Raw genomic sequence first — 21446 nt, 5'->3', positions numbered from 1 at the left:
GTTAGCAAAGGTACAAATTAATTATTAAATAACAATTAATTATTAACATTTTTTTTTGTTTCTTCTTTCTGTAAATTAGTTAATTCATTCCACCATTCGTATAACATAAACTCTAATTGCTTGTTGTCTTTTCGCTCTACAAGCCGGTGTGCTTCGGGTTTTTCCATTACATAGAAAGCCAAGGTGCCTATTTCTTCTTCCGTTAGGTGATGTTCATTTTTGAGGTAGTTGCTCATCTCATTTACGATGTAATGTGCCACCCTTAGGTTCTTTTCATTGATAACTTGTTGCTTTATAATCTTTGCTTTTCCGTTCAGGTGGTTGATAATTGCATTGAAGTTAAAACTCACATTTCCTACTAGTAGTTTGTAGAGAGTGAGTTTGTCTATTTGAAGAATATCTGTATTAGCGTACTTCCGTTTCTCTTCCCAAGTGCGTTCTTTTGGAGTGTGTTGTAAAATACCCAAACTCTGAGCAGTAATCTTAGGTTTTTCAGTAACACTCACTTCTTCTAATGCAATAGTAATATCAGTCATTTTCAAAACAACCAATCGCTGTAAATCCACTTGTGTAAGGCTGTGGTAAAGTGTTTTCTTGCCTACATACGTAGCTTTTAAGCTCTGTCCTTTGGTAGCGTCTATCGAAAAAGACCCCTCAGCATCGGTAGTAGTATAGTGCTGGTTGTCTATGTTTTGAATATGCACCCCTTCCAAAGGCGCATTGTTGTAGAATACTTTTCCTCTGATACGCGTCATTTCTTGCCCCCTCATCAAAAGCGGACTCATCAGCAATAATATGAAAAACCATAATTTCATTACTAAATTAATCGCTTGTACGGCTCGTCCTGCCTGTGTGGCTCACACGGCCTGTGCACCTCGCACCTCTAAATCAATTTCATCTTCTTTGCTTTCTCCATCATAAAGGCTTTGGCAGCCTCGTATTCATTAGGAATTTTCCCCTCTAAAATCGCTTCTTTTATCGCTTCTTTTAGCATTCCTACCGGTTGTGAAGGAGGTAAGTTGAACGTCCGCATTATCTCTTCACCGCTTACCGGAGGTTGGAAATTGCGAATGTGGTCTTTCTCTTCTACTTCCACTACCTTTTGGCGTACTATCTGGAAATTGTCGTGATATTTTTTGAATTTCTTAGGGTTTTTAGTAGTAATATCAGCTTCGCAGAGGGTCATTAGGTCTTCAAACTCCTCTCCAGCATCAAATACCAAACGGCGTACAGCCGAATCAGTAACAATATCATCAGCGATGATAATAGGGCGCGAACTCATCTTTACGATTTTCTGCACGTATTTCATCTTGTCGTTCAGAGGCATTCGCAAACGTTTGAAGAGGTGATATACCATCTTGCTCCCCACAAACTCGTGTCCGTGAAATGTCCAACCTATCTTCTTGTCGAAGCGTTTGGTAGGTGCTTTGCCAATGTCGTGTAAGAGCGCAGCCCAGCGTAACCAGAGGTTATCGGTGTTTTCTGATATATTATCCACCACTTCTAAGGTATGCCAAAAGTTATCTTTATGGCGTTGTCCGTCGTGTTCCTCCACCCCTTGCAAGGCAATGAGTTCTGGGAGGATATAGTGCAACAAGCCCGTTTCGTACAGCAATTTCAGTCCAATAGAAGGTTTAGGCGAAGCGAGTATCTTGTTCAGTTCCTCTACAATACGCTCGTTCGAGATGATTTTTAGCCGTTCCTTATTATCAGTAATAGCTTTTAGCGACTGCTTTTCAATCTTAAAATTCAGTTGGGTAGCAAACCTGATAGCACGCATCATACGCAAAGGGTCGTCTGAATAAGTAATATCAGGGTCTAAGGGGGTGCGAATGAGCTTTCGTTTTAAGTCGCCTAAGCCGTCAAAAGGGTCGATAAGCTCGCCAAAAGTATCTCTGTTCAGAGAGAAAGCCATTGCGTTGATAGTGAAATCCCTACGGTTTTGGTCGTCTTGTAGCGTGCCACTCTCTACATAAGGCTTGCGTGAGTTTGCCTCATAGCTTTCACGGCGCGCCCCTACAAACTCAATATCTAAGCCATCGGCTTTAATCATTGCTGTGCCAAAGTTTTTAAATATCGATACTTTAGGAGCATTAGGCAATCGCTCAGCTACTTTTTCAGCCAACGAAATACCACTACCGATTGATACTACATCGATGTCTTTGGGAAGTTTTTTCTCTAATAAATAATCGCGTACAAAGCCCCCAATCACGTAACTTTCAACCGATATCTCAGCTGAAATATCGCTTATGAGTTTAAAAATAGGATTAGAAAGCGCTTCAGTATAGTTCATTAAAATTCGTTAATTGTTTTGCGAATGGCAACCAAACGCGTTAAAAGACCTTCAAGGAGGTCGAGATGTAGCATATTTGCCCCATCACTTTTGGCATTAGCAGGGTCAAAATGGGTTTCAATAAAAAGTCCGTCGGCATTGTTCACAATAGCAGCGCGGGCAATGGTTTCAATCATATCTGGGCGACCGCCTGTTACCCCACTACTTTGGTTAGGCTGTTGTAGCGAGTGCGTAACGTCCATTACTACAGGAGCAAACTTGCGCATCGTCGGAATTCCTCGAAAATCTACTATCAAGTCTTGATAACCGAACATCGTGCCACGGTCAGTTATCAACGCTTTTTCATTGCCACTATCAAATACTTTTTGCACGGCAAATTGCATACTCTCAGGACTCATAAACTGACCTTTTTTTAAGTTCACTACCTTGCCCGTTTCGGCTGCTGCCACCACCAAATCAGTCTGGCGCACCAAGAAAGCTGGTATTTGCAGTACATCTACATATTCGGCAGCCATCGCCGCATCGCTCACCTGATGAATATCAGTAACAGTAGGAACATTAAAGGTTTGCCCTACTTTTTGGAGTATTTTTAGTGCCTTTTCATCGCCTATGCCCGTAAACGAATCTACGCGACTCCTATTGGCTTTCTTAAAACTTCCTTTAAAAATGTAGGATATATTCAGTTTATGAGTGATATTCACTATATGTTCAGCAATTTTCATCGCCATATCTTCCCCTTCTATAGCACAAGGTCCCGCTAAGAGAAAGAAATTATCTTCTTTGTTTATCATTTTGTTTAATTGTTAGTTATAATTCTTTGAGGTTAGTAGCTTTTTCGTAATTTTTTATTTGTCGGTGAGGTTCGTACTGTCATTTATCATTCATCATTGCCCAAATAACATCGCCCTAATATTAGTAGTAAACAAGTTTACTGCAATCGCTAAAAGTATAACTCCAAAAAGGTTGTGAATTACGGTAATGCCCTGTTTGCCTAAAAACTTCTCTATTTTCTCCGAAGATTTAAGCACTACATACACAATAATCATATTAATGAGGATTGCCACTATAATATTCTCTACATAAAACTTTGCCCTAAGGGAGAGTACAGTAGTGAGTGCCCCTGCTCCTGCCACCATAGGGAAAGCCAAAGGGACAATAGAGGCAGTCTCAGGCGTAGTACCTTTGTAGAGGGTGATTCCTAAAATCATCTCTAAGGCGAGAAAAAAGAGAATAAATGCCCCAGCTACAGCAAATGCCTCAACCGTTACTCCAAACAAATTGAGTAATTGCTTGCCTATAAATAAAAACAGAATAAGCAAAATACCGGCTACAATAGCTGTTTTCTCAGATTGTATACGTCCTGCTTTTTTGCGCAGATTAATAATGATAGGCACACTCCCGATAATATCAACTACCGCAAAGAGCACCATAGTAGCAGAGATAATCTCCTTTACATCGAAATTCATAATCTAAAAAATTTGTGCAAAAGTACTAAAATAATTGCGAACGATGAAAAAAAAATCTCCCAATTTGTTAATTAATTGATTTACCAATATTTCAATATAACTAAAAGCTCTATTTCACTTACATCATAATACGATAAAAACGCTTTTTTACAATTATCATAGCCTCATCTTTCCTTCATCATTTGTTCGTCATTTGTTCATTTGCCCGTGCGGCTCGCACCGTCTTTTGTTCGTCTTTTGTTCGTTCATTGTTCGTTATTTCATTATCTGCTCTTGTGGCTCGCACCGTCTTTTGTTTTCCTTAGACTTGATTCAGTTTCGCTCTATCTTCAAATAAGTCTTGTCTTTCAGACCGATAGCCTTTACCAATTTCTCTTTAAGGCTTGTCCCCCTTCGGGGGTTCGGGGGCTTCTCACTCGTCTTTTCTCTATCTGTCCTTGTATCTTGCACCGTTTTTTGTATGAACTTTGCCCAAGTTTCAAACTTTGGCAAAGTTGAAATCCACTAATAACCTTCTTTTTATCTATCTTTTAGCTTTAACTTAGATTTATTCATCATTCGTCTTTTATTCGTTCTAGACCCACTGTAGACCCACTGTAGACCCACTGTAGACCCACTGTAGAGCCACTGTAGAGCCACTGTAGAGCCACTGTAGAGCCACTGTAGAGCCACTGTAGAGCCACTGTAGAGCCACTGTAGACCCACTGTAGAGCCACTGTAGACCCACTGTAGAGCCACTTATTGTTCGATTATCCTGTAAGTTTCCTACAAGTTTTGTGTATTCCTCTCCTAATTTCATCATTAATTAATTTCACCCCCAAAATGCTCGCTGTGCTACGACTGCTTGTCGTGCTACACCTACCCGTGCGGCTCGCACCTGCCTGTGTGGCTCGCACCTGTCTGTGCGGCTCGCACTACCTGTCTTTAATAAATAGAATACAGTAATGGTATGTAAGTTCCACTAATAATTGCAATTTTAAGTAGTAAATTTTAGTAAAACTTTTATTTTTCAGATGGTTTTGCCTCTAAGGGGCAACCCTTTGAGAAATAAAAAAAGAGAAAAAACTATAAAAGTCTTTTCTCTTTCAAAATAAATGCTTTTCTTTGTAAATGACAATGAAAGAATATAAGCATTTAAATTTGGTGCAAAGGTCGGTAATTTCTGCTTTAAAAGCAAGCGGAATCAAACAAAAAGATATTGCTCTTTATGCAGAGTGTAATCCCTCTACCGTCAGTCGAGAGCTGTCAAGAAACAAAACAAAGACAGGAAAATACAGTCCAAAAGTAGCTCAAGAAATCTCAGAAGAGCGTAAAGAACGTTTTAGGAAAGAATGTAAATTTACTAAAGAAATGAAAGTTTTTGTTATTAAGCATATCACTGAAGAACAGTGGTCTGTTGAGCAAATTGTAGGGTATTGTAAAAAAAATAGAATACCAATGGTTGGAAAAACAACTATCTATAATTTCATTCACCAAGACAAAGAAAACGGAGGCGAACTATACAAACACACTCGTCATCAGCTTAAGCATAGAAGTAGGGCATTGTACACTTGTAAAAAGAAAGTAGAAGATAAAAAGTCTATTGAAGAACGTCCTGAGGTTATAAGTCAGAAAACAGAGTTTGGACACTGGGAAATAGATTTAATTGTAGGAGCAGGAAATAAAGGAGCGATACTTACATTGGTTGAAATGACTACTAAAATGTTATTTATGAAAAAGTTAAAAGAAGGAAAGAAAGCAAAATCATTAGCAGATGAACTTATAGATATGACCTTGCCTTACAAAAACTATATAAAGACAATTACTGCTGACAATGGTAATGAATTTTCTGATTTTAAGCGAGTTGAAAAGAAATTGAGTCTACAATTTTTCTTTGCTCATCCTTATAGTTCTTGGGAGCGAGGTCTTAGTGAACACACCAATGGTCTTGTACGGCAATACATACCAAAAAACACTGATTTTAAAGATATTACAGATAAAGAAATTAAAGAATATCAATATAAAATTAATAATAGACCAAGAAAAGTATTAGATTTTGAAAAACTAAAAGGTTTATTCTATCAGAAAGTAATCTGAAAAATTGCACTTGATAAAGGAATTGGCGGGACAATAAAAAAAAGAAAATAATTTGCTAATTGCTAAATGTTTTATATCTTTGCACCCGATTTCAGTACCTCTGATTAAAAAATACTTTCAATAATATCCCATCTTAACTATATAAAAAGAGGAATTTCACTTATCTTGACTACTGAAAAAAATCACTTACTTTAATAATAACTATTTAAAATGCTTAACATTGTAGAGTTAAAATCTAAAAAGCTAACTGAGTTACAGGAAATAGCAAAACATTTGGATATACCTAAATTTCGGTATGTAAATAAGCCTGAACTCATAGACCTAATTCTAAAAAATCAAAAAAAAGAACTCCCCAACAAAAAAGAAGAAGTTCAAAAAGACAATTCTCCTATTATTACAACTGAGAACACAATTGAACCCAAAAAAAACAGTCGTAAAAAGAAAATAGAAGTACCTCAAAAAGTAGGCAGTTCTAAACAAGAAAAGACTTCAAAAACACCAACCGTTAAAAAGGCTTCTTCGGCAGATGAATCTAAAACGTATCAGAAGAAAAACACTACTTCTGTGGTTTCTAACAATCATCAGAATAATGCTACTCCAACAAAAAACTACAGTTCCCCTGTACAAAATGGCAATGGCAATAATGGTAATTACAATCAAAATGTGAACAATGGTAATACTATTGTTAATAATGAGAATTTTGATAAAGAAAAGAAAAACCGTTATCGCGCCCCCGATTTTGAATTTGACAGCGTGGTAGATTGTGAAGGGGTTTTAGAAATCACTTCTGACGGTTATGGTTTTTTGCGTTCTTCGGACTATAACTATTTGGCTTCACCTGATGATATTTACGTATCTTCTTCACAAATACGACTTTTTGGCTTGCAAACAGGAGATACTGTATATGGAGAAGTGCGTCCGCCTAAAGATGGCGAAAAGTATTATCCGCTACTAAAAGTTATAAAGATAAACGGACTTGACCCCCAAGTGGTGCGCGACCGAGTACTATTTGAACACCTTACGCCTCTTTTCCCTGATGTAAAATTTGAGTTGGCAGGCAAAGGCTCTACTGTTTCTACTCGCTTGATAGACCTTTTTGCTCCTATTGGGAAAGGACAACGCGGTATGATAGTGGCACAACCTAAGACGGGTAAAACAATGCTTTTAAAAGATATTGCGAATGCCATTAGCAAAAATCACCCCGAAGTGTACCTAATGGTACTCTTGATTGATGAGCGACCTGAGGAGGTAACTGATATGCAACGCAGTGTGCGAGGAGAGATTATCTCTTCGACTTTTGATAAGGAAGCTACCGAACACGTGAAAATAGCTAATATTGTACTTGAAAAAGCAAAACGATTGGTAGAATGTGGTCACGATGTGGTTATATTGTTGGATTCTATCACCCGTTTGGCTCGCGCTTATAACACAGTGCAACCAGCTTCGGGAAAAGTGCTTACTGGTGGGGTAGATGCTAACGCTTTACACAAACCTAAACGCTTTTTCGGAGCAGCACGTAATATTGAAAACGGCGGCTCTCTTTCTATCATCGCTACGGCTCTTACTGAGACAGGTTCAAAGATGGACGAGGTAATTTTTGAGGAATTTAAAGGAACGGGTAATATGGAGTTACAATTGGATAGACGTATCTCGAACCGCCGTATTTTCCCAGCTATTGACCTAATAGCTTCGTCTACTCGTAGAGATGACTTGTTGCTTGATGAAAATACGCTTAATCGCACTTGGGTATTGCGCAAGTATTTGGCAGAAATGAACCCGATAGAGGCGATGGAATTTATGGAAAAACAAATTAAGCTAACGGGCAATAACGAAGAGTTTTTGGCAACGATGAACAATTAGTTTTTTACAAAGGCAATAAAGTTCGTATCTGTAAAACAATAAATTATAAAAAGGAGAGAAAAAATATGTAATTTTTTGCTTTTAAAATTTGCAGATAATAAAAATAGTTGTACCTTTGCACCCGCATAATTGAGAAAACAATTGTGATTGTGCACTTGGAGAGATGGCAGAGCGGTTGAATGCGGCGGTCTTGAAAACCGTTGAGGGTAACACCTCCGGGGGTTCGAATCCCTCTCTCTCCGCCAAAGTCAGAATGTTGATAAAATTATTTTTAAGGCTAAAATAGAACGTTTGTTTCTGTTTTAGCCTTTTCTGATATAAGAAAAAAATAGGCTTTTACTTTAGTAAAACTTGGGTTAGATATAAGAAAAAGCTCTTTGTGCTTCACTTATAATCAGTACTTCCGATAGGGAATAGATATTTTTTCGGTTTAAAAACTTTTGTAATCATCAATTTTGTAGTATCTTTGTAAAAAATTATATAGAACATTAAAAAATAATGAATGCAGAAACACTTGCTGTAGATGAAATAGAAACCACTACCACTACTACCTTAAAGAGCAATAAACCAGAGTGGATACGGGTAAAATTACCCACTGGTAAAAAGTATACTGAGCTGAGGAGTGTGGTGGACAGATATAACCTTCACACAATTTGTACTTCGGGTAGTTGCCCCAATATGGGAGAATGTTGGGGAGAAGGCACTGCTACTTTTATGATATTGGGGAATATCTGTACGCGCTCGTGTGGCTTTTGTGGCGTAAAAACAGGGCGACCTGAAAGTTTGGATTGGGAAGAACCTGAAAAGGTGGCACGTTCTATCAAACTGATGAACATTAGGCACGCAGTACTAACCTCGGTAGACCGAGATGATTTAAAGGATATGGGAAGCATTATATGGGCTGAGACGGTGAGAGCCGTGCGCCGAATGAACCCTAATACCACAATGGAGACCTTGATTCCTGATTTTCAGGGAGTAGAACGCAACTTAAACCGTATACTGAAAGCTGCACCTGAAATCATTTCGCACAATATGGAGACGGTACGCCGATTGACTCGTGAAGTGCGTATACAAGCTAAATACGACCGAAGTTTGGGTGTGTTGCGTTACTTAAAGGAAAATGGCGCGAACCGTACTAAATCGGGGATTATGTTAGGACTTGGAGAAACTGAGGAAGAGGTGATAGAAACCTTGCACGACCTTAAAGAGGCAAAAGTGGATATTGTGACTATCGGTCAGTATTTGCAACCTTCGAAACAGCACCTTCCTGTAAAGAATTTTGTCACTCCTGAACAGTTTGCCAAGTACAAAGAAATAGGCTTATCATTAGGTTTTCGTCACGTGGAAAGTGGAGCGTTAGTACGTTCATCTTACCGCGCTCATAAGCATTTGTTATAAACCGTGTGGATTGTAATTCGTGAAAATATAAAAATAGCTCTTGACAGTATCAGAGGGCAACTATTGCGCACAATTCTCACCGTGCTCATCATCGCTATTGGCATTACGGCATTGGTAGGAATCCTGAGTGTGATTACTGCTTTGCGCAATACGCTTGAAGGCAATTTCTCGAGTATGGGAGCTAATACTTTTTCGATTACAAGGTATCAATACAGTCAGCGAGCCGAGGGGAGTGGTACCACCCAAAAGCCACACCCTTTAATTACCTATCAAGAAGCAGTAGCTTTTAAACAACAGTTAGATAATCCGTTTGCAAAAACGAGTATTTCTATGAATGTTGCCTCCTCAGCTGAGGTGAAGTACGAGAACAAAAAAACTGACCCATTAGCCGTAGTGATAGGCGTAGATGAATACTACGTTGGCAATTCGGGGTTAGAAGTGGAAGAGGGACACAATTTTAGCGATTTCGATATACAGAACAATAGCTATGTGTGCGTGATAGGTCCGGATTTTAAGAAAACACTACTCAAAGATGTAAATCCATTAGGAAAGAGTATTTCGGTACGTGGTTATAAGTTCAAAGTCATAGGTATACTTAAAGAACAAAGTTCCTCCTTTGGCAATTACGAAAACTTTCAAGTGTTGATTCCTTTAGGAATTGCACGCAGTATTTTCCCCATAGATAATCCTAATTTTCAACTCAAAATAAGCGCTCAGAGCAAAGACCAGTTGGACGGACTTATAGATGATGCTACCGTAGTGATGCGTAACCTTAGAGGCTTAGCACCTTTACAAGAAAATAATTTCGGGATAGAACGCAGTGACGACTTATTGCAACGCATAGGTAGTATTACGGGTACCCTTTCTGTTGCTGGTTTTGTGATTGGGCTTATTACCATCTTGGGGTCTTCAATCGCCCTATTGAACATTATGCTCGTTTCGGTAACCGAGCGCACTAAGGAGATAGGCATTCGCAAAGCGTTGGGAGCTAAACGCAAATCTATTACCTTACAGTTCTTTACCGAGACCCTAATAATAGCTCAATTGGGAGCACTTACGGGTATTGTATTAGGTATCAGTTTGGGATATTTGATATCTAAAGCCGTTAAGTTTGATTTTACCATTCCGTGGGGTGTTATTATTATTGCTATATGTATAGCTCTTGTAGTAGCGGTAATATCAGGATTGTATCCGGCAGTAAAAGCCTCGAAATTAGATCCTGTAGAAGCGTTGAGATATGAATAACTATGCAGCCTTTATTATTCAATAACTTACATATAGAAAACGAACCCGTGAATATCCCGTTGCCTGATGGGGTTACCCTTACGATAAAGCGAGAGGACAAAAATCACCCTTTTGTATCAGGGAATAAGCTCAGAAAGCTTAAGTACAACATAGTACAAGCCCAGCAGGAAGGCAAGGATACGATTCTCACTTTTGGAGGAGCTTATTCCAATCATATTGCTGCGTCAGCGGCTGCGGGACAAATAGTAGGTTTGAAAACCATAGGTGTGATTCGTGGCGATGAGTTAAGTTCTAAAATAGATGTTAATCCTACGTTAAAGTTTGCTAAATCTTGTGGTATGGATTTTTATTTTGTTACAAGAGAGGCTTACCGACGAAAACACACGCCAGAGTTCCTGGAAAATCTTAGAAAACGCTATGGACAAAACATCTATATAGCCCCTGAAGGAGGTACTAACGAGCTGGCAGTGAAGGGGTGTGAAGAAATCCTTACTCCTGAGGACAACGCTTTTGATGTGATATGCAGTGCCGTAGGAACAGGAGGAACGATTTCAGGGCTCATCAATGCAAGTGCTAATCATCAGAAAGTCATTGGTTTTCCAGCTTTGAAAGGAGCGTTTTTAAGTGAGGTAATCAAACAATATACAACTAAAAACAATTGGGAATTAGTGCACGATTATCACTTTGGTGGTTATGCTAAAGTAACTGATGAATTAGTAGATTTTTTAAATGATTTTAACAGTCAGACGAAAATTTTATTAGACCCGATATATGTAGGTAAGATGATTTTTGCTATCTTTGCCCTCACAAAGCAGGGATATTTTGCACCTAATACCCGTATATTAGCCATTCATACTGGTGGTTTGCAAGGGATTAAAGGTTTTAATAACGAACGAATTAAAAAACATAAAAGTATATTGAATTATGATGAAAAGATTTAGTTTGCTATTGCTAATTCTCTTTATAATATCATCGTGCTCTGATCAGCCTTACAGGAAAGGGAGAAATTCTCATTCGGTAATCTATCGAGGACAAAAGCCGACACCGAGAGTGGAGATGAAAAAGCCTACCCATTCGGAGATAGCCCAAAGAAATAAGGCTTTAGCTGATTCAAAACACAATCGTATAGATATCTCAGAAGACAGCTTTCACGAGATAACTCCTGCGGTGCAAGTTACGGCAGCCGTTACTCAAAAGTATATTCAGGATTATAAAGATATTGCAATGGTAGAGATGCAACGTTACAATATTCCTGCGAGTATTACTTTGGCACAAGGCATTTTAGAAAGTGGCTCGGGGCAAGGACGCTTGGCACGTTATGGCAATAACCACTTTGGAATTAAATGTCACGCTACTTGGGACGGTAAGACTATCACCCACGACGACGATGAGAAGAGCGAATGTTTTCGCAAATATAGATATGCATACGAATCGTTTGAAGACCATTCACAATTTCTTGTAAATCGCAATCGTTATAAAGCACTGTTTGACCTTAGTCCTACAGATTATGAAGGTTGGGCACACGGGCTCAGAAAAGCAGGTTATGCCACTGACCCTACTTATGCAAAAAAATTGATAGCTCTTATCAAAAAGTTTGAATTACATCAGTATGACAATCAAGTAATAGCAGCTAAAGGAGGAGATATAACTTCTTCTAATACCCAAGTAGCAACTGTTTCAACCCCTAAAAAAGAAGTATCTAAACCAGCTACAGCCATTAAATCGGTGTCTAAACCCACTGTAACAAAAACAATCGTTAAACCTACTAATACTATTGATACCACTACCATTGAAAAAGAGGCTATTGCTGAAGTCTATTATCAAGTACAAACAGGTGACACTCTTTATAAAATAGCACGGGAGCAACAAGTACCTGTACAACAATTGATGAAGCTTAATAATTTTGATGATGTGACTAGTAGTAACCTAAAAGTAGGACAACAAATTCGTGTGAACTAATGACTTTTAGTGAGCTAAGAGAGTATGTACATCATAAATTAGAAATACTTTATCCTAAGAGTGAAATAAATGCGTTTTACTTTATTCTTTTAGAGCATTATGGGAAGTACAGTAAAGCTACAATATTAGCAAATTCTGATACTTTACTTACTGAAGATATAGCACAACCTATTTTGCAAGCGATTAGAGAATTACAAACAGCGAAACCCATACAGTATATTTTGGGTGAAACTGAGTTCTTCTCTAATCGTTTTTTCGTAAATGAAAATGTATTGATACCTCGACCAGAAACAGAAGAGCTAGTGGATTGGGTACTTCAAGAATATCCTGACAAAAGCGAGAAAATCAAAATATTAGATGTAGGGACAGGCAGTGGCTGTATTGCTATTTCACTTGCTAAAGCTCTTCCTAATGCCGTAGTAACAGCTATAGATGTCTCGGAAGAAGCTTTGAAAGTAGCTAAGCGTAATGCTGAATTAAACAGTGTAGTTACTCATTTTTTACAACAAGATATCTTGCGAATAGAAACTCTTTCTGATAAATATGATATCATTATCTCTAATCCGCCCTACGTACGTGAGTTAGAAAAAAAAGAGATACACCATAATGTTTTAGAATATGAGCCTCATTTAGCACTCTTTGTCCCTGATAATAATCCATTATTATTTTACGATAAAATAGCTACTCTTGCTCAGCAGAGTTTAAATCCTAATGGGAGTCTTTTCTTTGAAATTAATCAGTATTTAGGGCAAGAAATGCAAACATTATTAGAACAAAAGCATTTTACTGAGATAACTTTACGTCAAGACCTTTTTGGAAATGATCGTATGATAAAAGCTAAGTAGCTATAAAAGTAATATAGAAGAAAAGGCTATCTAAATAATGATCATTAGAAAGTCTTTATTTATTTTCTAAAGCTGATACATAAAAGAAATGTTGTAATAAGCTATAGTTTCTCTTTAACTAAAATATTAGATTTGAATAACTTTCGGGAGTTGTTTATGAAGATACTCATACTATCCTTAACGCTCTCAGTAAGGTCTTTGTAGTGAGTAGTTTCGTATTCTTTGCAAGGTAATATTTCAAAAAGATATTTCTTATTAGTTTTTGGAGTGCGATTTACCCAAACTAAATAATATCCTTTATCAAGGATACGAGTGCCATAAGCATCTTTGAAGAGAGTCAGCTCTACCATCGCACCTCCGTCTGTTGAGCTTTTGCGCTGGTTAGATACAAAATTACCCAGTGAATAAACTACCATCTGTTCCTTATGAAGTCCCGTTTGCGGATAGTAATACATAGGTTGTAAGACGTGTGGGTGACCTCCTATAATAATGTCTACTCCGTTGTCAAAAAGAAATTGTGCTACTTCTTCCTGTTTTTTGTTTTGCTTTTGCTGGTATTCTATCCCCCAGTGTATCACTACTATCAGTTTATCGAGATTTACTTTTTTAGCTTTCTCAATATCCTGCTTCATTAGGTTGAGATTTATTTTATTTACGATGGTAGGTTCAGGCACAGGTAAACCATTAGTACCATAAGTATAGTTGAGTATTCCCACTGAAATCCCATTTTTGGAAAGCACCAATAAATTATGTTTCTCAAAGTCTGCTTTGTTGCGAAAGGTTCCTGTATGAGCTATTTTTAAAGAGTCGAGTACGTCTAAAGTACGAATAATTCCCTTTTTGCCTCTATCGCAAGTGTGATTATTGGCAGTTACCAATACATCTATTCCGCTATCTCTACAAGCAACTGCTAAAGCATCAGGCGACGAAAACTGGGGGTAACCTGTATAAGGTTCTCCTGCCAAAGTTACTTCCAAATTAGCAATAGCAAAATCTACCTGCGCAAACTTATGTTTGATTTTGTCAAATACAGGCATATAATTGTATTGCTTCGTCTCAATATCGTAAGCTCCTTCTATTTGTGGCACGTGCCCCATTATATCCCCCATAAAAAGCAATGACATTCGGTTACCTGTTTCTTGGGCAAAAGTTATCGAGACGAAGAGAAAAGTCAGAAATATACGTATCATTTATTTGAAACCTATTTTAGTTTGCTTGTCTTGTTCTTTGAGTTCCTTTATGTCTATATTGGTCAGTTCTGCTAATGAGTAAGGCTTATCTACTCTAAAATCTCTATCGGTAGATTGCAAATACTTATTGCACTTCTCAACAGTTAGCTCTTTAAACTTATACTCGGCTATCAATCTGCCTTTGCGCAATAATGCCGAGTCTATCTTAGAAATATCGGAGTTAAACGTGCATATCAGCTGGCATTCTAATACATCAGAAAGCATACCGTCAGCTATATTGAGGATAGACGATACCACATCGGTATTACTGTTGAAGGCAGTGCGTTCAGCTATATAGTTCTCACAATCTTCGAGTACCAATACAGAGTTCTTATTGCCTATGAGCAGACTAATAAAAGCAGGATCGGTGAGCGACCCTATCATTGTAGTAGGTACAAAGATAAATTTTTTATTCGGGATTTGACTCGTAAGCCATTTGATGTAGTTTGTCTTCCCCGAACCAGCAATCCCGTGAAATAGTACCACGCCCTTGTTGTCATTCGTTAACGCATTTTTCACTCGAGTATGTACTTCGAAGAAATCATTGTTGTACATCGTTTCAAAATCTATGCGGTAAGGCTTGATGCTATGAGTTTTGATTTCTAATCCTATTTGCGTTTTTAGTAGTATAGAAACCTTAGATTCTTTAGAGATATACTTTTCTATATATTCTGAAAACAAGGTGTTGAGGTGTTCCTTAGCCTTTGGATTGTCGTTTTGGTAGTATACTGAGTTTACTTTGTATAATCCGTCTTCAAAAATCTGGTTATCGTACTCGTTGGAGAGATTTTTGTCTATTACCAAAAAGATTTCGAGCTCTGGGTGAAAATAGCATTCTTCCGATTCGTATAGCTCATTTTGTTTGGAGGCGTATTCTATGGTGTAATAGTCAGTACATTTCACAAAGTGTTTCAGTTTGTCTCGTTGGATAACCAAATCCTCTCCTCCTATATAAATTCTTGCCATCAAGTCGTCTAACAAACAACGGTACGGGTTGCTGAAAGTCAGAAGTTTGTATTTATCGTACACCTCTACGTGGTCATCGGAGTCTATCTGCAAGAGGTTTACAGGGTGATAATATTTAGATTCTTTTATTTTCATCGATACCATTTATAAGCTAATAACGTATTTTTCAAGAGCATTGCTATGGTCATAGGACCTACGCCCCCTGGTACAGGGGTAATGTAACTCGCTTTTTCTTTTACTTCATCGAAAGCTACATCGCCTACAATGCGATAACCTTTATGGGTACTATCGTCTTTTAGGCGTGTAATTCCTACGTCTATCACGGTTACGCCTTCTTTTACCATATCGCCTTTTAGAAATTCTGGAATACCTAATGCCATTACCACAATATCTGCCTGACGCGTAAGCTCAGCGAGGTTAGGGGTATGACTGTGAGTAAGTGTAACGGTAGCATTGCCTTGTGCTCCCTTTTGGCTGAGCAATATGCTGATGGGGCGACCTACGATGTGTGAACGTCCTACTACTACCACGTGTTTGCCTTTGGTAGGCACTTCGTAGCGTTTCAGCAACTCCATAATACCGAAAGGTGTAGCAGGAATAAAAGCCTCCATATCCAGTGCCATTCTACCGAAGTTAGCAGGGTGAAAGCCGTCTACATCTTTTGTAGGGTCTATGGCTAAAAGTATTTTCTGCTCGTCGATGTGTTTAGGTAGTGGTAATTGTACTATATAGCCGTCAATTTCAGAATTAGCGTTTAACTTTTCAATTTCTCGCAGTAACGCCTCTTCACTGATGTTAGTAGGGAGTTTTACTAAAGTAGACTCAAAACCTACTTGTTCGCAAGCTTTCACCTTACTCCCCACGTAGGTAAGACTTGCCCCATCGTCGCCTACCAATACGGCAGCCAAATGTGGTACTTTCTTTCCCTCAGCTTTTAGTTGCTTTACTTCCTCAGCAATTTCTTGTTTGAGGGCTTCTGAAGTCTTTTTTCCGTCTAAGATAGTCATTACTGATTGTGTTTTTAGTGGTTAAAGAGCTTTTTCATCGGTGATGTCAAGCTCTATTTGGTTCAAAAGTTGTTTTACTTGGGCTAATGATTCGAACGAGTCACTAAAAGTAACCGCAGTTTTCGTTCTGTCAATTTCTTTTATCAATGCTTTTATCAAATCAACAGGTACGAGTTCTTCTCCTCCTGATAAATCAGCGTTGAACCCAATACCCACTGCCATTGTTTCTACTTGCATTCCAAAGCATATCTCAATAAACTCTTCTAAGGTAGCCGATTTTACAATTCCCTTAGCCCATTCGTCCGCTTTACAAGCTACTGCTTTCTCTTCGTCTTCCCAAAAGAGGGCTACAGGAATAGCTTCTTTGGTTTCCTCAATGTAGAAGGCTTGCGAACCACACATAGCAAACGATTCGTCTACTTCTAGGTAAAACACTTCTTTGTTCTTTACTACAGTTTCAATGAATTCTTGTAACATATTTGTATTCTTTACCTTTTACCTTTTATCTAACCTCTCATTCCCTGCATCATCTGCATCATCTTTCTGCTACCGCCACCTTGCATCATTTTCATCATCTTACTCATTTGCTCAAACTGTTTCATTAGTTGGTTTACCTCTTGAATATCTCGACCGCTACCTTTGGCAATTCGTTTTTTTCGGTTTAAATCTATGATAGCAGGCGTATTGCGCTCTTTTGGAGTCATCGAATGGATAATTGCTTCGATATGCTTGAAAGCGTCGTCTTTGATATCGAGGTCTTTCACTGCTTTGCCCACACCGGGAAGCATACCAAGGAGGTCTTTCATACTACCCATACGCTTAATTTGCTGTATTTGTTCAAGAAAGTCGTCAAACCCAAATTGGTTTTTTGCAATTTTCTTTTGCAATTTGCGCGCTTGCTCTTCGTCAAACTGCTCTTGAGCGCGTTCTACTAATGATACCACGTCCCCCATACCGAGGATACGGTCAGCCATACGGTCGGGATAAAACACATCAATAGCGTCCATTTTCTCGCCCGTACCTACGAATTTGATAGGTTTATTCACTACCGATTTAATAGTGATAGCCGCCCCACCGCGGGTGTCCCCGTCGAGTTTGGTAAGGATAACCCCATCGAAGTTGAGCACATCGTTGAAGGCTTTAGCCGTGTTTACAGCATCTTGCCCCGTCATCGCATCTACTACAAAAAGGGTTTCTTGTGGGTTCAGTGCTTTGTGGATATTCGATATTTCGGTCATCATTTGCTCGTCTACTGCCAACCGACCTGCGGTATCCACAATCACCACGTTCAAGTGGTTTTCTTTGGCGTATTGCACCCCTTTTTTGGCAATATCCACAGGGTTATTGTTCCCTTTATCCGAAAAAACAGGTACCCCCACCTGTTCTCCTACAATATGTAATTGGTCTATCGCAGCAGGACGATACACGTCACACGCTACGAGCAATGGTTTTTTATTTCTTTTATTTTTGAGGTAGTTAGCCAATTTTCCTGAGAAAGTAGTCTTACCAGAACCTTGTAACCCCGACATCAATATAATAGTAGGATTCCCCGATAGGTTCACTCCAGCAGCATCACCTCCCATTAGCTGGGTGAGCTCATCTTTTACAATCTTCACCATTAACTGCCCTGGTTGTAGGGTAGTGAGCACTTGTTGTCCTAAGGCTTTTTCTTTTACGTTATTGGTAAAATCTTTGGCTATCTTATAATTTACGTCGGCATCAAGCAAAGCGCGACGCACTTCTTTCAGTGTTTCAGCTACGTTTATTTCGGTAATTTTACCGTGTCCCTTTAAGTTATGTAGGGCTTTCTCTAATTTATCACTTAAATTATCAAACATTTTTGTCTATTTTAAAAAGTTGTGCAAAGGTACTGAAAAAAAGTGGAAACTAAAAACTAAACAGCTAAAAAAGTGTATTGATACGGTTAATAAGGTGTTTTTCTATAATATAACTTCTTATTTTATAGAAGTTTAAAAGGCTGTTCTATAATAATCGTACAAGATTCCGTACAAGATTCCTATAAGCTAAGCATATTTTTCCTTCGAGTTTTTTAGAGTTCCTCCATATTTCTCTAATACCTCACCTTACCTTTTCTTTCGCCTCGTAACCCCGTTTTTAGCATTTTTTGCGTTGTTGTATCGTATTATTAATCAATCACTTATATACCCTTTCTATACCAATCGTCCAAGATTCGTATAAGCTTCCTATAAGCTTCCTATAAGCTAAGCATACCCTCCTAAGAGCCTTTTCTCTTCAAAATTACTCTCAGTGTACTTCTGATATTTTTCGTTTCCTTCCGAAAGTGCCACCTCCCTCCGACTAATCAAATAACTATTTTAATCTCTCCCCATCATTTCCTAATTTCCAAATGTGCTAATCTGCTAATTTTCACATTTACTAATTTCCTAATTTCCACATTTGCTAATTCCCTAATTATCCTTATCTTTGCACCCAAAATATGTCTTTAATATGATTCATATTGATTTAAAGATAAAAATTGTAGTTTTAATAGCTATTTTTATCACCTTACAAAGCTGTAGAAAAACTACTCCCACTACTTCTCACCCCAATTCTTCATTAAATGAGGCTGGTAAAGAGGTTTATACTGAGGCTCTTACTATTGCAGTAGATACCTCTGTAACTTCATTTGAAAATCTTACAGTTCTTGATGCTACTTATAAAAAAGGAATACAGTCCGAAACCCATAGTTATTATACAGAAAATGGTGGGAAAACTCGTTGGCTCTTCGAAGATATCCCTTCTCGCATCTTTTCACAATATATAGAAGCTTTAAAATGTATTGAAGAAGATGGTCTAAACCCCGAAACTTATAGGCGTTCTGCTTTGAAAAAAGTGGTAGATAGTGCCTATAAATATAAACTCCCTAATGATTATAAGGCTTATTTAGATAAACAAATTACCGCCTCTTTTTTGCTTTTTACCAAGCACCTTACCTCTGGTCGCTTTTCTAAAAGAGCCTATGGAAAACATACGTGGATAAAGCCAAAGTATAAGTATCGGAATATTGATATGCTCTTACATTTGGGAGATAACGATGATTTAGAAGCAAAATTAGCAAGTCTTTATCCCAAAGGAGAACAGTATAGACGAATGAAATATAAGTATATACAACTCAAAAATCAGCCACTTGACACTATCCGTATCATTAAATTTTCAGACCCTAAAAACTTTGTTTACGGATATACCGATCCTGAGGTTGAGAGCTTGCGCAATGCCTTAGCTAAAAAAGGCTTTGGGTCAGTTCCCAAAATCGACCCTCAGGAAGTAGATAGTACCCTTATATGGGCATTGAAAAGATTTCAGCGCAGTAATGGGCTTACTCCCGATGGTTCCTTAGGTATCCAAACACTCAATCGTCTGAATATGAATAAAGCACGCCAGCGCGATTTACTTAGGCTCAATATGGAGCGTATGCGTGTTTTCAATAATGATTTAGGTGATGATTATATAATAGTGAATATTCCTGATTATAAACTTTTTTTATATCATAAAGACTCATTAATATATCAAACCAAAGTAGTGGTGGGGCGAGCTCAAAGCTCAACTCCCATTTTCACCGATTCTATTCGTTCAATAGAATTTCGTCCTACGTGGTCTGTGCCTCAAAGTATTATCAGAAAAGAAATGATTCCTCAAATGCTATTGCAAGAAGACCCCGAAAGATACAAAAATAGAGGTTATACTATGTATGAAAATGGCAAGGTGATAGACCCCTCAGAGGTAGATTGGACGAATCCTTTGGTGCATAAACGTGCTTTTTATTTTGTAGAAGCTCCCTCCGAGCGCAATTCATTGGGCTTAGTGAAGTTCCTGCTCAATAATAATATGAGTATATATTTGCACGATACACCATCGAAGTACTTGTTCGAACGTGAGCAACGTGCACTTAGTCACGGCTGTGTACGCGTGCAAAATCCTTCGCAATTAGCCTATCATTTACTGAAGAATGAAGGTGATGGAAAGTCTTGGACAGAAGAGAAAGTCAAGGACTTTATGAACAATAATAAGCGCAATCAGTATCGTGTAAAACTCAATACAAAATATATGATTAATATTCTGTACTACACCATATCGGTAGATAAGAAAGGCGAAGCAACTATAAAGAATGATATCTACGATCTTGATAATGAACAGTTGAAAGATATAAAGCGGTTTGAAAGCTAACTTTCAAACCGCTTTTTTTATTTGTCACTTATTTTAATGCCCTTTATTTTAAAGCTTTTCTTATTTCTTCTTTTAAACTATCCGAAGCCTCTACCAAAGGCAAACGTACATAGGGCTCACATAAGCCTTGAGCAGCTAAAATAGCTTTAATTCCTGTGGGGTTTCCTTCTTTAAAAGCTAAGCCCATCATAGGTAACAATTCGTATTGCAAAGCATTGGCTTTAGAAGTATTACCGTTTAACCCTAACCGTACCATCTCAGAAAATTCCTTAGGGAAAGCAATCCCAATCACCGAAATCGCTCCACTACCACCCATATATACTGACGGAAGAGTTGTAGTATCATCTCCTGATAAAAAAGTGAAATGTTTAGGCATATCTTTTAAGATATTCATATCTAACACTAAATTGCCAGAAGCTTCTTTTACAGCTATAATATTCTTAAAGTCATTAGCCAAACGTAATACGGTTTCAGTGGTCATACATACCCCTGTCCGCCCAGGTACATTATATAAAATAATAGGTAAAGGACTCTCTTTGGCTATCGCTGCAAAGTGTGCATATAAACCATTTTGCGAAGGTTTATTGTAATAAGGCGTTACAGATAGAATCGCATCAAAAGGGGCTAAATCCGTACTCTTGATTTCCTCAATAACGCTTTGGGTATTATTGCCCCCAATACCTAATACTAAGGGCAAATGCTTTTTATTAGCCTTGATAATAGTTTCTCGCACAAGAGCCTTTTCTTCCTTACTGAGAGTAGGAGCTTCGCTAGTAGTTCCCAAAACTACAATGAAATCTACTCCACCATCAGTTACATATTCTACTATACGGGTAAGAGCCTTAGTATCCACCCGCTTCTCAGCTGTGAAGGGTGTGATAAGAGCCACACCAGTTCCTCTTAGTTGTTTTGTCATA

Annotated in this window: 19 protein-coding genes and 1 tRNA gene; 9 read left to right on the top strand and 11 right to left on the bottom strand. The window is 38.2% G+C overall.

What is annotated here, in order from left to right; all coding sequences use genetic code 11:
* Positions 1-35: 35 nt before the first annotated feature.
* From HW278_RS00500 to HW278_RS00480, 5 genes are all read right to left on the bottom strand, one after another.
* Positions 36-815, bottom strand: a complete 780-nt coding sequence (locus HW278_RS00500; protein ID WP_178976598.1) for a carboxypeptidase-like regulatory domain-containing protein — start codon at positions 813-815, stop codon at positions 36-38.
* 68 nt (positions 816-883) lie between these two features.
* Positions 884-2293, bottom strand: coding sequence for a CCA tRNA nucleotidyltransferase (locus tag HW278_RS00495; RefSeq protein WP_053580693.1), 1410 nt, complete (start codon positions 2291-2293; stop codon positions 884-886).
* On the bottom strand, positions 2293-3084 hold the full coding sequence (kdsA, locus tag HW278_RS00490) for a 3-deoxy-8-phosphooctulonate synthase (RefSeq protein WP_002672353.1): 792 nt from the start codon (positions 3082-3084) through the stop codon (positions 2293-2295). Before kdsA ends, HW278_RS00495 begins: the two co-directional genes overlap by 1 nt.
* Positions 3085-3177: 93 nt before the next feature.
* Entirely contained in the window at positions 3178-3759 is a 582-nt protein-coding gene (locus tag HW278_RS00485; protein ID WP_009422166.1) for a MarC family protein, read from the bottom strand.
* 574 nt (positions 3760-4333) lie between these two features.
* Positions 4334-4561 carry a hypothetical protein gene (locus HW278_RS00480; RefSeq protein WP_178976597.1) on the bottom strand — a complete coding sequence of 76 codons (228 nt, stop codon included), beginning with the start codon at positions 4559-4561 and terminating at the stop codon, positions 4334-4336.
* A 314-nt stretch (positions 4562-4875) separates the two neighbouring features.
* Between HW278_RS00480 and HW278_RS00475 the strand changes: the two genes are divergently transcribed.
* From HW278_RS00475 to prmC, 8 genes are all read left to right on the top strand, one after another.
* Positions 4876-5835, top strand: a complete 960-nt coding sequence (locus HW278_RS00475; RefSeq protein WP_255493664.1) for an IS30 family transposase — start codon at positions 4876-4878, stop codon at positions 5833-5835.
* 210 nt (positions 5836-6045) lie between these two features.
* Positions 6046-7695, top strand: a complete 1650-nt coding sequence (gene rho / locus HW278_RS00470) for a transcription termination factor Rho (protein ID WP_178976595.1) — start codon at positions 6046-6048, stop codon at positions 7693-7695.
* 157 nt (positions 7696-7852) lie between these two features.
* Positions 7853-7940: transfer RNA gene (locus HW278_RS00465), tRNA-Ser, on the top strand.
* A gap of 253 nt (positions 7941-8193) precedes the next feature.
* Entirely contained in the window at positions 8194-9093 is a 900-nt protein-coding gene (lipA, locus tag HW278_RS00460) for a lipoyl synthase (RefSeq protein ID WP_002671622.1), read from the top strand.
* A gap of 3 nt (positions 9094-9096) precedes the next feature.
* Positions 9097-10338, top strand: a complete 1242-nt coding sequence (locus tag HW278_RS00455; protein WP_178976594.1) for an ABC transporter permease — start codon at positions 9097-9099, stop codon at positions 10336-10338.
* Positions 10339-10340: 2 nt separating this feature from the next.
* Positions 10341-11279 carry a 1-aminocyclopropane-1-carboxylate deaminase/D-cysteine desulfhydrase gene (locus HW278_RS00450; RefSeq protein ID WP_178976593.1) on the top strand — a complete coding sequence of 313 codons (939 nt, stop codon included), beginning with the start codon at positions 10341-10343 and terminating at the stop codon, positions 11277-11279.
* Positions 11263-12297 carry a glucosaminidase domain-containing protein gene (locus HW278_RS00445; protein ID WP_034554454.1) on the top strand — a complete coding sequence of 345 codons (1035 nt, stop codon included), beginning with the start codon at positions 11263-11265 and terminating at the stop codon, positions 12295-12297. The genes HW278_RS00450 and HW278_RS00445 overlap by 17 nt, the downstream gene beginning before the upstream one ends.
* Entirely contained in the window at positions 12297-13142 is an 846-nt protein-coding gene (gene prmC / locus HW278_RS00440) for a peptide chain release factor N(5)-glutamine methyltransferase (RefSeq protein ID WP_009418378.1), read from the top strand. Before HW278_RS00445 ends, prmC begins: the two co-directional genes overlap by 1 nt.
* Positions 13143-13243: 101 nt before the next feature.
* Here prmC and HW278_RS00435 read toward each other — a convergent pair whose 3' ends face one another.
* From HW278_RS00435 to ffh, 5 genes are read right to left on the bottom strand one after another with little or no spacing between them, the layout of a single operon-like run.
* The gene (locus tag HW278_RS00435) at positions 13244-14332 is read right to left on the bottom strand and encodes a CapA family protein (protein ID WP_015782830.1); all 1089 of its coding nucleotides are present in this window, start codon (positions 14330-14332) and stop codon (positions 13244-13246) included.
* A complete protein-coding gene (locus HW278_RS00430) occupies positions 14333-15472 on the bottom strand; it encodes an AAA family ATPase (RefSeq protein WP_009418397.1) in 1140 nt (379 codons plus the stop codon). It abuts the gene before it with no gap.
* Positions 15469-16344: a bifunctional methylenetetrahydrofolate dehydrogenase/methenyltetrahydrofolate cyclohydrolase FolD gene (folD, locus tag HW278_RS00425; RefSeq protein WP_178976592.1), complete on the bottom strand. Its 876-nt coding sequence runs from the start codon at positions 16342-16344 to the stop codon at positions 15469-15471. The genes HW278_RS00430 and folD overlap by 4 nt, the downstream gene beginning before the upstream one ends.
* A gap of 21 nt (positions 16345-16365) precedes the next feature.
* A complete protein-coding gene (locus HW278_RS00420) occupies positions 16366-16821 on the bottom strand; it encodes a DUF2750 domain-containing protein (protein ID WP_048747129.1) in 456 nt (151 codons plus the stop codon).
* A 29-nt stretch (positions 16822-16850) separates the two neighbouring features.
* Positions 16851-18182, bottom strand: a complete 1332-nt coding sequence (gene ffh / locus HW278_RS00415) for a signal recognition particle protein (RefSeq protein WP_178976591.1) — start codon at positions 18180-18182, stop codon at positions 16851-16853.
* Positions 18183-18813: 631 nt separating this feature from the next.
* Here ffh and HW278_RS00410 point away from each other — a divergent pair.
* Positions 18814-20529 (top strand): murein L,D-transpeptidase, encoded by a 1716-nt coding sequence (locus HW278_RS00410; protein ID WP_178976590.1) that lies wholly within the window; start codon positions 18814-18816, stop codon positions 20527-20529.
* Between the two features lie 43 nt (positions 20530-20572).
* Here HW278_RS00410 and dapA read toward each other — a convergent pair whose 3' ends face one another.
* Positions 20573-21445, bottom strand: a complete 873-nt coding sequence (gene dapA, locus HW278_RS00405) for a 4-hydroxy-tetrahydrodipicolinate synthase (RefSeq protein WP_178976589.1) — start codon at positions 21443-21445, stop codon at positions 20573-20575.
* Between the last annotated feature and the right edge of the window lies 1 nt (position 21446).

The organism is Capnocytophaga sp. oral taxon 902 (assembly GCF_013394735.1).
In the GTDB taxonomy this organism is placed as follows: Bacteria; Bacteroidota; Bacteroidia; order Flavobacteriales; family Flavobacteriaceae; genus Capnocytophaga; species Capnocytophaga ochracea.
This window is presented reverse-complemented; position numbering and strand designations above follow the sequence as displayed.

What these genes read in the sequence shown, in the direction of transcription:
- prmC (WP_009418378.1), top strand. Translation starts at nt 12,297, where the DNA reads ATGACTTTTAGTGAGCTAAGAGAGTATGTACATCATAAATTAGAAATA.
- rho (WP_178976595.1), top strand. Translation starts at nt 6,046, where the DNA reads ATGCTTAACATTGTAGAGTTAAAATCTAAAAAGCTAACTGAGTTACAG.
- dapA (WP_178976589.1), bottom strand. Translation starts at nt 21,445, where the DNA reads ATGACAAAACAACTAAGAGGAACTGGTGTGGCTCTTATCACACCCTTC.
- HW278_RS00435 (WP_015782830.1), bottom strand. Translation starts at nt 14,332, where the DNA reads ATGATACGTATATTTCTGACTTTTCTCTTCGTCTCGATAACTTTTGCC.
- HW278_RS00485 (WP_009422166.1), bottom strand. Translation starts at nt 3,759, where the DNA reads ATGAATTTCGATGTAAAGGAGATTATCTCTGCTACTATGGTGCTCTTT.
- HW278_RS00420 (WP_048747129.1), bottom strand. Translation starts at nt 16,821, where the DNA reads ATGTTACAAGAATTCATTGAAACTGTAGTAAAGAACAAAGAAGTGTTT.
- HW278_RS00495 (WP_053580693.1), bottom strand. Translation starts at nt 2,293, where the DNA reads ATGAACTATACTGAAGCGCTTTCTAATCCTATTTTTAAACTCATAAGC.
- folD (WP_178976592.1), bottom strand. Translation starts at nt 16,344, where the DNA reads ATGACTATCTTAGACGGAAAAAAGACTTCAGAAGCCCTCAAACAAGAA.
- HW278_RS00450 (WP_178976593.1), top strand. Translation starts at nt 10,341, where the DNA reads ATGCAGCCTTTATTATTCAATAACTTACATATAGAAAACGAACCCGTG.
- HW278_RS00500 (WP_178976598.1), bottom strand. Translation starts at nt 815, where the DNA reads ATGAAATTATGGTTTTTCATATTATTGCTGATGAGTCCGCTTTTGATG.
- lipA (WP_002671622.1), top strand. Translation starts at nt 8,194, where the DNA reads ATGAATGCAGAAACACTTGCTGTAGATGAAATAGAAACCACTACCACT.
- ffh (WP_178976591.1), bottom strand. Translation starts at nt 18,182, where the DNA reads ATGTTTGATAATTTAAGTGATAAATTAGAGAAAGCCCTACATAACTTA.
- HW278_RS00475 (WP_255493664.1), top strand. Translation starts at nt 4,876, where the DNA reads ATGAAAGAATATAAGCATTTAAATTTGGTGCAAAGGTCGGTAATTTCT.
- HW278_RS00410 (WP_178976590.1), top strand. Translation starts at nt 18,814, where the DNA reads ATGATTCATATTGATTTAAAGATAAAAATTGTAGTTTTAATAGCTATT.
- HW278_RS00445 (WP_034554454.1), top strand. Translation starts at nt 11,263, where the DNA reads ATGATGAAAAGATTTAGTTTGCTATTGCTAATTCTCTTTATAATATCA.
- kdsA (WP_002672353.1), bottom strand. Translation starts at nt 3,084, where the DNA reads ATGATAAACAAAGAAGATAATTTCTTTCTCTTAGCGGGACCTTGTGCT.
- HW278_RS00480 (WP_178976597.1), bottom strand. Translation starts at nt 4,561, where the DNA reads ATGATGAAATTAGGAGAGGAATACACAAAACTTGTAGGAAACTTACAG.
- HW278_RS00430 (WP_009418397.1), bottom strand. Translation starts at nt 15,472, where the DNA reads ATGAAAATAAAAGAATCTAAATATTATCACCCTGTAAACCTCTTGCAG.